Raw genomic sequence first — 12,606 nt, forward strand, 5'->3', positions numbered from 1 at the left:
TCCTATCCAAATCGTCCGCTGACGTAATCTTCTGTTTGCTTGTCATCGGGATTCACAAACATTTTGGTTGTATCATCATATTCAACGACCCGCCCTTCCATGAAGAACGCAGTCTTGTCCGAAATTCGGGAAGCCTGCTGTAGGTTATGGGTCACAATAATAATAGTATAATCCTTTTTTAGTTCCAAAAGGGTATTTTCAATTTTGGCACTGGAAATTGGATCCAAAGCACTGGTTGGCTCATCCATCAAAATAACGGAAGGTGACACCGCCAAAACTCTTGCAATACAGATTCTCTGCTGTTGCCCACCAGAAAACGAGAGGGCATTGTCATACAAATTATCTTTAACTTCGTCCCAAACAGCTGCCTGCTTGAGGCTTCGTTCAACAATGGCGTCCAGCTTCTGCTTGTCACGAATACCGGCGATCCGCAGGCCATAAGTAATGTTATCGTACACCGAGAACGGGAACGGGTTGGGTTGTTGAAATACCATTCCAATCGACTTTCTCAATTCTACCAAATTAACTTGTGAAGAATAAATATCTTGATCGTGAAAAGTGACTTTGCCATCAATTTTAACCCCATCGATCATGTCATTCATTCGATTAAGACAGCGCAGAAAGGTCGATTTTCCACAACCTGATGGCCCAATTAACGCTGAGATCTTATGTTCATCAAAGTCAAGGCTAATCCCGTGGAGGGCTTGAAAGTCTCCATAGAATAAATCAAGATCAGTCGCTGAAAGAATTGGTTCTGTCATTACTGACCCTCCTATCCAAAGTTTCCTGATACATAATCATCGGTCAATTCAATCTTGGGTCTGGTAAAGATTTTCCGAGTTTTGTTATACTCGATTGCCTCACCTAAATTGAAGAATACCGTGTAATCGCTCAGCCGGGCAGCCTGCTGCATGTTATGGGTGACAATAATAATCGTGTAGTCTTTTTTCAACTCACGCAAGGTCTGTTCAAGTTGTTGAGTAGAAACGGGGTCAAGCGCGCTGGCCGGCTCATCCAACAATAAAACGTCCGGCTCAACCGCCAAAGCCCTCGCAATACAGACTCGCTGGGCTTGCCCACCTGAAAGTGATTGCGCACTTTTATGCAGGTTATCTTTTACCTGATCCCAAACAGCCGCCTGCTTCAACGTCTTTTCAACGACTTCATCAAGAACGCGTTTATCATGAACGCCACGGCGCTCTAACGCAAAGGTAATGTTGCCGTAAATTGATTTGGCAAACGGATTCGGCCGTTGAAATACCATCCCAATCCGTCGTCTGACTTCGTACACGTCAATTTTGGGTTGGTTAATGTCGACTCCCTGATAAAGAATTTGTCCCTTAACGGTCGCAATGTCATCGTTCATTCGATTCAACGATCGCAAATAGGTGGATTTCCCAGAACCGGACGGGCCAATCAGTGCGGTGATCGTATTTTTCTGAAACTGAATGTCCGCGTTATGCATGGCCAGACTTTTGCCATAATACACTTCCAGATTTTTCGTCTGCATTGTAATCTCAGTTTCTTCTGGATTGAAATGATAAATAAATCGGTCGGACTTGTTTTTCGTATTTAACATTGACTCATCTCCCGCCTTAATTCATGGATGTCATCTTTTCGAATATCTTTCGGCCGACATATCTGGCTGATAAGTTAAATATGAGGATTGCGAGTACCAGTACCGCCGCAGATCCAGATGACACTTTAGTAAGATCCGGCATGATCCCCTCAGAATTAATCTTCCAAATGTGAACGGCTAAAGTTTCGGCTGGCCTTAATGGGCTTAAGGGGCTATCGATGTTAAATGGATTCCAGTCACCAAAATTAAGAGCTGGAGCACTTTGACCGGCGGTATAAATCAAAGCAGCCGCTTCACCAAATACCCGTCCAGAACAAAGAATCACGCCACTAATAATCCCAGGAAGCGCTGCGGGAACAACAATATGCACAATTGTTTCGTACTTGGACAATCCTAGTCCCAAGCCGCCTTGACGTTGATCATCGGAAACACTGGCTAATGATTCCTCAATATTTCGAGTGAGTAGTGGCAAGTTGAAAATCGTAAGCGTCAGGGCTCCCGAGATAATCGAGAAACCATAATTGAATTGAACGACGAATAGTAAGAAACCGAACAGCCCCACTACTACAGATGGGAGCGAACTGAGAATTTCAATTGCGGTGCGAATCATTGAGGTAAACCAATTATCTTTGGCATATTCACTTAGATAAATCGAAGCGCCCAAAGCAATTGGCAGTGAAATGATCATCGCTAAGATTAACAGATAAATAGAGTTAAAGAGTTGAACCCCAATTCCCCCACCAGCGGTAAATGCTTTGGCGGGTGATGTCAAAAATTTCCAACTGACATTTGGCAAGCCGGTGATGAAGATATAGCCAATTAGGAACGCGAGGATTAACACCACAAAAGCGGCAATTAACCTCAATATCAAGATTGCAATCTGACTTTGTTTTTGAGTTTGATTCATTTCTTAAACGCTCCTCTCCGGCCGATAAAGTGAACCATCAGGTTAAACAACAGCGACATGATCAGCAATACCAACGCCAAGGACCACAACGCATCATTTTGAAGGGATCCCATGACGGTATTACCCATCCCTGCTGTTAGCACGGAAGTTAACGTTGACGCGGGTGATACCAAGTTATGTGGCATCAAAGCCGCATTTCCAATGACCATTTGAACAGCCAAAGCTTCACCGAACGCCCGGGCCATCCCAAAAACAATTGCCGTCAGGATGCCAGGGGTGGCCGCTCGAAGAACGACTTTCCAAATTGTTTGCCACTTGGTTGCTCCAAGGGCGAGTGATGCCTGCCGGTAGTACTTGGGCACGGCTTTGAGTGAATCAACTGTCATGGAGACAATTGTTGGCAGGATCATCACAAACAGGACGAAGGTTCCGGATAGGATCCCGAAGCCACTGCCGCCAAACGTATTTCTGACAAACGGCACAACGACGGATAGACCGATGAATCCATAAACAACGGAGGGAATCCCAACCAATAGTTCAGTCACTGGCTGAAGGATTTTAGCCCCACGCTTTGGTGAAATTTCAGTCATGTAAACCGCGGTCCCAATGGCAAAAGGAGTTGAAACAATTGCAGCCAAAATGGTTACGAGAAATGACCCTACAATCATTGGTAACGCCCCAACTGCTTGTTGACCACTGGGCGTTTTGGTTCCCGGATTCCAGATAACACCGGTAAAGAAGTCTTTGAAGCTGATATTATCTCTAAAAAATGTCGATAGCCCTTTGGTTGCAATGAAGATGATAATACCAAGGACAATGGCCATGATCAAAAGCAATGCCGAGAGGCTGAGCAAGTGGCCGAACCGTTCATAGCGCGCGGTTTTTGATTTTTTCATTAACTGCTTAGCTAATTTTTGATTTTGCATTGTCATTCCCCCGATCCCTTGGAAACTTTACCCTGCCAAGTTCGTTGGTACTGCATATCCTTAACAGAGATGTAGCCAAGCTTATTGAACAAGGTCGTTTGGATATGATTATTTTTAAGATACTGTAAGAATTTTTTAGTGAGTCCCGTTGGTGCTCCCCGGGTATAAATGTGCTCGTATGACCAAATCTTCCATCGATTATGCATGACGTTGGTTTCAGTTGGCCGAACGCCGTCAATGCTGACTGGTTGAACGGATTTGTTCACATAACCGAATGAAACATAGCTAATCGCACCTGGAGTTGACGAAACAATCTGGCGCACAGTCCCAGAAGAATCCTGTTCCTGAGCAACCGCGCTTTCATGACCCTTCAGACCATATTTTTCAAAAGTGACTCGGGTCCCACTTCCCTGCGAGCGATTAATGAGGGTAATCGGGATATGAGGGCCGCCCAATTGATGCCAGTTGGTAATCTTACCGGTGAAAATGGCGATAAGCTGACGTGTCGATAGGTTCTTAATATGCACATCGTCATTGACAATCGGTGTCACCCCAACGACAGCAATCTTATGGTCAACTAATCCTTTCGGGTTAATGCCTTCTTTTTCTTGCGCAAATAAATCCGAATTTCCCATCTGAACTGCCCCAGATTCGATTTGGCTGAGGCCGGTTCCAGACCCACCACCTTGGACATTAATAAAAATGCCCGCGTGTTCTGCAGAATATTCTTCACTGGCGGCCTCAACTAAGGGTTGAAGAGCAGTCGAACCAACTGCCGTGATTGATTGCTGATTGGTGGCCGTTTTACTTCTGGCTTCGTAAGCGCCAAATCCCGCAATCACCACGACAATCACAATGATCCATTTTACCAACGTTCGTCTTCGCATTCCAATACCTCCTGGTAAGATCTCCAAATATCATTGTATTAAATCAATGTAAATATTTGACCAGTCGAATGTAAAGATTGTGTAAAAGGAACATGGGGGTAACGGTTCTTTATCGAGAGAGACAAAAAGATTCAGCCTTCAGTAAGCTGAATCTCGGTAAATAGTTTGTAAAATTATTTAGTTGAGTCATCATCTTCAGTGACAATCGGAAACTCAATCGTAAAGGTCGAGCCAACCCCACGTTGACTTTTGACGTCAATCAGGCCACCGACGGCATCTACCAATTCTTTCACAATTGAAAGGCCCAGACCGGTCCCACTCACTCTCTGTTTCGTTCTGGAATCATCAGCCCGATAAAAGCGTTCAAACAACCTGGAAACATCTTTTTGGGCAATTCCAATCCCAGTATCAGCCACTTGAAGTTGCCAGAAACTATCGTTAGCCGAATAATCAATATTAATTTCCCCACCTGGCCGATTGTATTTAATCGCATTACTGACCAAATTGCGCAGGATCCTGGTTAACATGTTTGAATCAGCGGTTACCCGGACCCCATCGTCAACATTGTTTTTAATGGTGACGTGTTGCCCAGCAGCCATCGATTTGTAGGAAGTTAATTCTGAATCAATAAATGCCTGTAAATTGAGAACTTTATAATCGTAATTGTTTCCATTTTGAATATGGGAAATAGTCAGCACATCCTGAACCAGTGACGCTAGTTGTTCACTTTGCTGATCAATGATTTTTAAAAATTCAACCAGACTCTTTTTGTCATTCATTGCCCCATCGAGTAACGTCTTGGTAAATCCAGAAATTGCGGTAATCGGGGTCTTCAGTTCATGACTGGCATTTCGGAGAAAATCAATTTGCATCTGTTTAACGTTGATGAGGTCGGAAATGTCGTAAATAATGACTAAGACATGGAAGTCATTTTCCAGTTGGTTATACAAAACGCTGGTATCCCAAGTCACGGACGTGTCACTCACGTTCCGAACTTCAGTTTGACGAGACTTGTGGCTATCAAAGACGTCGTCAATCAAGGACAATAACTCGTAATTACGGATGTCCTGCGTGTATGGATGCACTTGAGTGAGCACATTTTTCCCAAGCATGGTCGCCATCTTATGATTCGAAAAAATCACGTCGTGGGTGGAATCGATCACCATGATCCCCACTGGCAGACTGGATAGGATGGTAATTAACTCAGTGTTACTGTTCTCGATACTTTTACTCTCATCCTGCTGGCGGGATTGAAGTTCATTTAATTGATCGGCCAAGCCTTTATAGGGATTGCTCGGTTCAACAAATAGTGGCGCAGCAGGTTGATGATTGACAATACTGGTTGTCATGGATTCAAGTTGCTGCAAGATTTTAACGTGCTGATGGTACCGAGTGGCAACCGATATCAAAATTCCGACTATCACAGCCATCACAATCAGGCTGAACACCACTAGATCACGATCATTCTTCGAAACAGCATAAAAGAGCATGACCAAAACGGCAATGCTCAAAATTAAAATCGTTAAAAGTTGGCGAAAAATCTTATTCAGCGTCATCATCCCCAGTTGAGAACTCATATCCAAAGCCGCGAACGGTCTTTAAATATTTAGGTGACTTGGGATCAGGCTCAATCTTTTCGCGCAAATGAGCAATTTGAATGTCCACCATCCGGCTCTGACCACTATAATCAAAGCCCCAGACACCTTGAAGCAATTGATCACGACTCAAAACTTGATTCTCATGACCAACCAAATATTGCATCAATTCAAATTCCTTGGGGGTTAATTTAAGATTCTTATCATTCACACTCACCCGATACTTTTTATGATCAATTGTAAATGGACCTGTGGTTTCAACATCCCCACTTGGTTTTCCGGCTGGTTGATTATCAGCAGGAGCAGCTTTCTCGTATCGACGGAGCACTGCATTAATTCGGGCAATGACCTCCCGTGGACTAAATGGTTTGGGGATGTAATCGTCGGCTCCCATTTCAAGGCCAAACACCTTGTCAAATTCGGTATCCTTGGCTGTTAATAAGATAACAGGCGTATCATTTCGATCCATTCGTAACTGCTTAAGCACTTGTTCGCCACTCATTTCCGGCAGCATCAAGTCAAGCAAAACAATGTCAAAAGTCCCATGTTCTGCCATCGAAAGGGCATCAACACCATTTGTAGCGCTCTCAACCTCAAAATTTGCCTGCTTCAAATTATATTCAAGCAAGGTTACGATTGCTGGCTCATCATCAACCACCAAAACTTTTTTCACGATAGTCCTCCTACTTTATGACCTGGGAATATGTTTTGACCCCAATTTCATGGGGTGAATTCTTGAAGATTGCTGATTCTGTAATTTTAAGCTGATCATTGCGGTCCCGGACTTTGAATCGGCAGTACGTCGAATTCGTGGACAAGGCCCGATAAAACTCATCCTCATTATTCACTGTGATATTATTAACCGATAAGATCACATCACCAAGCTTAAGATCCATTTTTGCAGCTGGAGTTCCTGGCTGGATGCCAATGACCCGAATACCATCCATCACTTCACTGTATTCAAAATTAACTTGATGATCCTGATGCTTTGCAATCCCAATTATAAGATAATAGCCTAGCAGCAAAATTGCAACAGCGGGTGCGATGACCACTTGGTAAAAAATCCCAGCAATGGTCAGAAGAATCCCCAACAAACTTAAAACGAGTATTCGCTTGCTTAACTTAACGAAGAATTCACGTGGGACACTCTTTCTAACGGTTAACTTTAACCCAATCAACATCGGTAAAATCAAAAATGCATATGAATGACCGTTGATTTGGAAGAATGGTAAGAATGAAAATCGACTGGTAAACCAATCTCCAGGGACTAGCAATAGGAAAGGAAAGATGGTTAATTCGTTGAATTTGTATATGGCAACTTTAGTATTCCGCTTATTCCGAGAGATGGTCGGCGAATCAAATTTACCAGCGTTCATCCCTATAAAGGCACTTGTCAATAACAAAGCCACAACCGTTAAAATCAGAAAATTAATGGAGTTTACAGGCCGCGTACTGAATCCAAAACGACTCATCATGTTTTCAAGGGGCTGCAGCTGAGAAATCATTGGGACATACGTCACGAGTAACCCAACTAAGGATACGATCGTGATTGAAAGGATCTGTCCAGGAATGAATAACAGACAAACCAGACTGATCAGTTCATACATCATGACCCAAGTGATCGAAACACTTAAAAAACCGCCAAACACAATCGATGCGAGAATTCCAAACAGAAGACCACTCCGAACAAAATGTCGCCCTTCATAGAAGTCTTCATAAATAGCAGAGCTAAACAGACTTCGTTCCTGCTTAACCCGCCTGTTATGTATCAAATAGGCACGGATCACCCCAATCCACAGTGCCGGTTGTAAAATGTAAAATGCAGTTGCAATTATTATTTTCATTATGTTTAGGCCCTCATCAATGTTATACAGCTAGTATATCATTGATCTATCCTTGAATAAAAGCCGTAATCAAAATAGACGGCTAGGAACCGACAAACAGTTAGATGATATTTGGAAAGAGGCGCTAACAGTAGTCGGCGAATTATTTATCGATACAAGTGAGGTTAGTCGTTTTGATATTGTGAGGGCTTGCTATCAACGGCTAATTCTAGCTATTAAGCAAAAACGGCACTACATTTCAAAATCAGAATGCACTGCCGTTCTTGCTTAAATTCTGGACTTAAATCGTCTTTCGACCTAATCTCCATCTATTCAATTTGATTAATCTGGATTTTTCTGGCTCAACTGCCACTGCAAATAGGCATTGATGAATGGATCCAGATCGCCGTCCATCACACCGTTGACGTTAGCCGTTTCATAATTTGTTCGATGATCTTTGACCATGGAATAAGGATGGAATACGTAGGAGCGAATTTGGGAGCCCCAACCGATGTCCTTTTGTTCACCTTCGATTTTGGCTTTTTCTTCCTGTTTCTTCTCTTGCTCTCGTTCATACAACTTGGATTTCAACATATTCATGGCCGTTTGCCGATTCTGCAGTTGAGACCGTTGAGCTTGGCTGGCTACCACAATTCCGGTTGGAAGATGGGTGATTCGGACCGCAGACGATGTCTTATTAATATGTTGCCCACCAGCACCACTAGAGCGATAAACATCAACTCTTAAATCATCGGGATTAATTTTGATATTGACATCATCATTCAGTTCGGGCATCACATCAACGGAAGCAAATGACGTGTGTCGCCGGCCGGCTGAATCAAATGGTGAAATTCGAACCAGCCGATGGACACCCTTTTCGGAACGCAAGTAACCATAGGCATCGGCCCCACTTATCAAAAGAGACACGCTATTGATCCCAGCAACATCCCCCACTTGGTAATCGAGGGTTTCAACGTTGAATCCATGTCCCTCTGCCCAGCGGGTGTACATCCGAAGCAACATCGATCCCCAATCTTGGGATTCAGTTCCACCAGCCCCAGGGTGAATTTCTAATATAGCATTATTATGGTCATATTGGCCATTCAGCAGCAATCCTAACTGATAACGTTGAAGTTTAGTTTGTAAGTCGCTTGCTTCAGTTTGAAACTCATCCTGCATCCCTGAATCAGGATCTTCAGAAATCAATTCCAAGGTGACCTTTAAATCATCAAGTTTATCGGACAACGCTTTGTAGCTGTCCCGTTTGGTTTTCATCTGATTGGTCTCATCGATGAGCTTTTGGGCACTTTCCTGATCATCCCAAAATCCAGGTTCGGCCATCTTGGCTTCGTTGATGGCAATGCTTTCACTCAAAGCATCAAAGTCAAAGAGACCCCCTAAAGCCGTCGATGGCTTTTTGCATGTCAGCGATTTGTTTTTTTGCGTCACTTAATTCAAATGTCATATTCAGTCTTCTTTCTTATAATCATTATAACTGCCTAATTCAAATAAAGAACCCAAACAAAGGTGTTCGGATTCTTCAATGATTTATTAACGTTGCATATTTTGACGAATTTCAGCTTTCATGAAGAGACGAGTTGCATCATAATCAATATCAGCAATCATTTCCTCAAACATCTTGTAACCTTCTCGTTGGTATTCAACTAGTGGGTTTTGTTGACCATAACCACGGAGGCCAATTGATTGACGCAATTGATCCATGATATCGATATGATCAGTCCAATGAGAATCAACAACCCGCAAAATAACAACCTTTTCAAATTCAAGCATTTGAGAAGCATCGTACAGTTGCTCTTGTTTTTCGTTGTAAACTTTATTCGCAATATCCATCAAGAACTTCTTGATTTCATCAGCGGATTTGTTTTGGAAATCTTCAAGAGAAACCTTGTCAGGGCTAACCATTGCGCTAATGGCAAAGTCTAAGATCGTTTGGAGATCCCAATCAGATTGGTCGCCTTGTGTATGCAAATCGACAATTCGGTTGACAGTCCGTTCGATCATTGGCATGATCACCCATTTGAGTGATTTGTTTTCTTCGATGACTTGTTGACGTTCACCGTAAATCACTTCACGTTGTTGTCTCATAACATCATCGTACTGGAGAACGTTCTTACGAGAATCATAGTTATTACCTTCAACTCGCTTCTGAGCTGATTCAACTTGATTAGTAATCATCCGAGAACGAATAACCGCATCTTCTCCTTGAACGTTCATGTGTTCCAAGAAGTTCTTGATCTTTTCAGAACCGAAACGGCGCATCAAGTCATCTTCGAGTGACAGGTAAAATTGTGACAAACCTGGATCACCTTGACGACCAGAACGGCCACGAAGCTGGTTATCGATTCGTCGAGACTCATGTCGTTCAGTCCCAATAACGGCTAACCCGCCTAACTCAACCACTCCGGGTCCTAATTTAATATCAGTTCCCCGGCCGGCCATGTTGGTCGCAATCGTAACAGCACCCTTTTGACCAGCGTTGGTGACAATTTCAGCTTCCTTTGCGTGGTTCTTAGCGTTCAAAACAACGTGCGGAATTTTTTCTTCATCCAACCGGTGTGACAGATACTCGGAAGTTTCAACCGCAACGGTACCAACCAACATTGGTTGACCCTTCTTGTGAAGTTCCTTAATCTTATTGATAACAGCATCGAATTTGGCTTCCAAACTTGGGTAAAGAATATCTGGATGGTCGACCCGGATCACTGGCTTGTTGGTTGGAACCGAAATAACCTCCATGTTATAAATCTCACGGAATTCTTCAGCTTCAGTCTTAGCCGTACCAGTCATTCCGGCAAGCTTCTTATACATCCGGAACATGTTCTGATAGGTGATTGTTGCCATGGTCTTACTTTCCTCTTGGATTGTAACCCCTTCTTTGGCTTCAATCGCCTGATGCAGGCCATCTGAGAATCGACGACCCTGCATAATCCGACCGGTAAATGAATCAACGATCATAACTTCATCATCTTGAACCACGTAATCCTTATCACGTAGCATGATAAAGTTAGCTCGCAAAGCCTGATCCAAATGGTGGGTCAAAGCAGTATTATCAGTATCATAAAGGTTCTTCAAATTGAAGTACTTTTCAGCCTTTTCAATTCCTTGGTCAGTCAGTGAAACTGTCTTAGTTTCAAGGTCAACCTTGAAGTCATCACCTTCATGTAAAGTCTTGGCAAAGCGATCAGTTCGTTGATATAATTCTGAAGTTCCAGTTGCTTGTCCTGAAATGATCAGAGGGGTTCTGGCTTCATCAATCAAGATGGAGTCAACTTCATCGACAATCGCAAAGTTAAGTGGTCGTTGAACCATTTCTTCCTTGTAAGCAACCATGTTATCCCGCAAATAATCGAAACCAATTTCAGCATTGGTTGAATAAGTAATATCGGCTGCATAGGCTTTCCGCTTTTCATCGGGGCCCATTTCTGTCAAGTTAACGCCAACAGAAAGTCCCAACCAATTGTACAACTCACCCATTTCAGTGGCATCCCGTTGTGATAGGTACTCGTTAACCGTAACAACGTGAACCCCTTCGCCTGCAAGGGCATTTAAATAAACTGGCATGGTGGCTGTCAAAGTTTTACCTTCACCAGTCTTCATTTCGGCAATATTACCTTCATGTAAAACGATCCCACCCATGATCTGGACGTGGAATGGATAAAGCCCTAAGACCCGCTTAGCACCCTCTCGAGCAACCGCAAAGGCTTCAGGAAGCAAATCATCGAGTGATTCGCCCTTTTTGTAACGCTCTTTGAATTCTGGCGTTTTAGCTTGTAATTCTTCATCACTGAGTTGACGATACTCTTCAGCGTAAGCACCCACCTTATCAGCAATCTTGCTGAGGCGCTTTTGCTCACGCTTATCACTTTCAACCCATTTCTTTAAAACGTTAGTTGCCATTAGTAAATTCCCTTCTAAAAACAAAGCATTATGATTAAACTTATTAGTAAAATGTGGACTACATACTTTTTAATTGTACCATTTCATTCTGTCAATGAAAACAATAAATCAAATCAAATGGCATTAATCCATGATAGTACATTTTGGCTGGGGTTAAAAGGAATAAATCTATTGATTTTAAAAAAGATCTTTAACTGAAAATCCGGAGCTTAGATATTGAGCCGAGGTACCTTTGAAAGACGCTCCGAAAAGCTGCCGCTCAACTATATAAGGACTCCCACCCGATAATCCAAAACCAGGATTATCGGGTGGGAGTCCTTATATAGACGCGGCAAAGCGCTTTTCTCCGCGCTCTGCTCTTTTTATTCTTCTCCCGTCTCAATCAAGCCGTAGCGGCCATCATTACGACGATAGACAATGTTAATACCCGATGTTTCTGCATCTTCATAGATGAAGAAATCATGGCCTAACATATCCATTTGGAGAATTGCCTCTTCATTGTCCATTGGCTTTAAAGCTAATTGCTTTGTACGAACAACTTGGAACTTCGATTCGTTATCTGAATCTGCGTCAGTTTGTTCTTGGGTAGGTGCAAACTCAAGGTTCTTGAAGCCCTTTTCACGGGACTTGCGGTTAACCTTGGTCTTGTACTTACGAATTTGACGCTCGAGCTTGTCCGTTACCAAATCAATGCTTGCGTACAAGTCATTAGACATTTCTTCGGCTCTCAAGGTTAAGTATGGCAAAGGAATAGTTACCTCAACTTTAGCTTGTTTATCTGAATAGACCTTCAAATTCACATGAGCTGTATTTTTCAAATCCTTTTCGAAGTATTTCTCCAGCTTACTGATTCGTTTCTCAACATAATCCCGAATCGCTTGAGTTACCTCAATATTTTCACCACGAATGTTAAACACTAGCATAACAATCTCTCCCTTCACCATTAAAGGCTTAATGGTCCAGTTATGAAA

The 12,606-nt window shown here is 42.8% G+C and carries 11 protein-coding genes; all 11 read right to left on the minus strand.

All coding sequences use genetic code 11. The annotated features are described in order from the left end of the window. Nucleotides 1–2: 2 nt before the first annotated feature. On the minus strand, nucleotides 3–761 hold the full coding sequence (gene pstB, locus FD12_RS00715; RefSeq protein ID WP_056981118.1) for a phosphate ABC transporter ATP-binding protein PstB: 759 nt from the start codon (nucleotides 759–761) through the stop codon (nucleotides 3–5). A gap of 11 nt (nucleotides 762–772) precedes the next feature. Further along, complete coding sequence (gene pstB / locus FD12_RS00720; protein ID WP_054746752.1) at nucleotides 773–1,579, minus strand: phosphate ABC transporter ATP-binding protein PstB; 807 nt, start codon at nucleotides 1,577–1,579, stop codon at nucleotides 773–775. A 16-nt stretch (nucleotides 1,580–1,595) separates the two neighbouring features. Continuing rightward, nucleotides 1,596–2,486, minus strand: a complete 891-nt coding sequence (gene pstA / locus FD12_RS00725) for a phosphate ABC transporter permease PstA (protein WP_054746753.1) — start codon at nucleotides 2,484–2,486, stop codon at nucleotides 1,596–1,598. Beyond that, entirely contained in the window at nucleotides 2,483–3,412 is a 930-nt protein-coding gene (gene pstC / locus FD12_RS00730) for a phosphate ABC transporter permease subunit PstC (RefSeq protein WP_054746754.1), read from the minus strand. The genes pstA and pstC overlap by 4 nt, the downstream gene beginning before the upstream one ends. Before the next feature lie 2 nt (nucleotides 3,413–3,414). Beyond that, on the minus strand, nucleotides 3,415–4,299 hold the full coding sequence (locus FD12_RS00735; RefSeq protein WP_056981120.1) for a phosphate ABC transporter substrate-binding protein PstS family protein: 885 nt from the start codon (nucleotides 4,297–4,299) through the stop codon (nucleotides 3,415–3,417). Nucleotides 4,300–4,472: 173 nt separating this feature from the next. Next, entirely contained in the window at nucleotides 4,473–5,876 is a 1,404-nt protein-coding gene (locus FD12_RS00740) for a sensor histidine kinase (RefSeq protein WP_225427254.1), read from the minus strand. Continuing rightward, nucleotides 5,842–6,567 (minus strand): response regulator transcription factor, encoded by a 726-nt coding sequence (locus FD12_RS00745; protein ID WP_056981122.1) that lies wholly within the window; start codon nucleotides 6,565–6,567, stop codon nucleotides 5,842–5,844. The genes FD12_RS00740 and FD12_RS00745 overlap by 35 nt, the downstream gene beginning before the upstream one ends. Before the next feature lie 10 nt (nucleotides 6,568–6,577). Beyond that, nucleotides 6,578–7,738, minus strand: a complete 1,161-nt coding sequence (locus tag FD12_RS00750; protein WP_056981124.1) for a PDZ domain-containing protein — start codon at nucleotides 7,736–7,738, stop codon at nucleotides 6,578–6,580. Nucleotides 7,739–8,059: 321 nt separating this feature from the next. Beyond that, nucleotides 8,060–9,182, minus strand: a protein-coding gene (prfB, locus tag FD12_RS00755; protein WP_186825932.1) for a peptide chain release factor 2 whose coding sequence is annotated in 2 segments (ribosomal slippage) — nucleotides 8,060–9,103 and nucleotides 9,105–9,182 — 1,122 coding nt in all. Because the reading frame shifts where the segments join, the coding sequence is not laid out codon by codon here. 86 nt (nucleotides 9,183–9,268) lie between these two features. Next, entirely contained in the window at nucleotides 9,269–11,635 is a 2,367-nt protein-coding gene (gene secA / locus FD12_RS00760; protein WP_056981126.1) for a preprotein translocase subunit SecA, read from the minus strand. Nucleotides 11,636–11,997: 362 nt separating this feature from the next. After that, on the minus strand, nucleotides 11,998–12,558 hold the full coding sequence (gene hpf / locus FD12_RS00765) for a ribosome hibernation-promoting factor, HPF/YfiA family (protein WP_054746758.1): 561 nt from the start codon (nucleotides 12,556–12,558) through the stop codon (nucleotides 11,998–12,000). Between the last annotated feature and the right edge of the window lie 48 nt (nucleotides 12,559–12,606).

Origin of the sequence: Lentilactobacillus rapi DSM 19907 = JCM 15042, from assembly GCF_001436255.1 — a bacterium.
Taxonomy (GTDB): Bacteria; Bacillota; Bacilli; order Lactobacillales; family Lactobacillaceae; genus Lentilactobacillus; species Lentilactobacillus rapi.

Bases quoted from the DNA above. Each gene is read 5' to 3' on its own strand.
- pstB (WP_056981118.1), bottom strand. From the start codon at position 761: ATGACAGAACCAATTCTTTCAGCGACTGATCTTGATTTATTCTATGGA.
- hpf (WP_054746758.1), bottom strand. From the start codon at position 12,558: ATGCTAGTGTTTAACATTCGTGGTGAAAATATTGAGGTAACTCAAGCG.
- pstC (WP_054746754.1), bottom strand. From the start codon at position 3,412: ATGCAAAATCAAAAATTAGCTAAGCAGTTAATGAAAAAATCAAAAACC.
- pstB (WP_054746752.1), bottom strand. From the start codon at position 1,579: ATGTTAAATACGAAAAACAAGTCCGACCGATTTATTTATCATTTCAAT.
- secA (WP_056981126.1), bottom strand. From the start codon at position 11,635: ATGGCAACTAACGTTTTAAAGAAATGGGTTGAAAGTGATAAGCGTGAG.
- FD12_RS00740 (WP_225427254.1), bottom strand. From the start codon at position 5,876: ATGAGTTCTCAACTGGGGATGATGACGCTGAATAAGATTTTTCGCCAA.
- FD12_RS00750 (WP_056981124.1), bottom strand. From the start codon at position 7,738: ATGAAAATAATAATTGCAACTGCATTTTACATTTTACAACCGGCACTG.
- pstA (WP_054746753.1), bottom strand. From the start codon at position 2,486: ATGAATCAAACTCAAAAACAAAGTCAGATTGCAATCTTGATATTGAGG.
- FD12_RS00735 (WP_056981120.1), bottom strand. From the start codon at position 4,299: ATGCGAAGACGAACGTTGGTAAAATGGATCATTGTGATTGTCGTGGTG.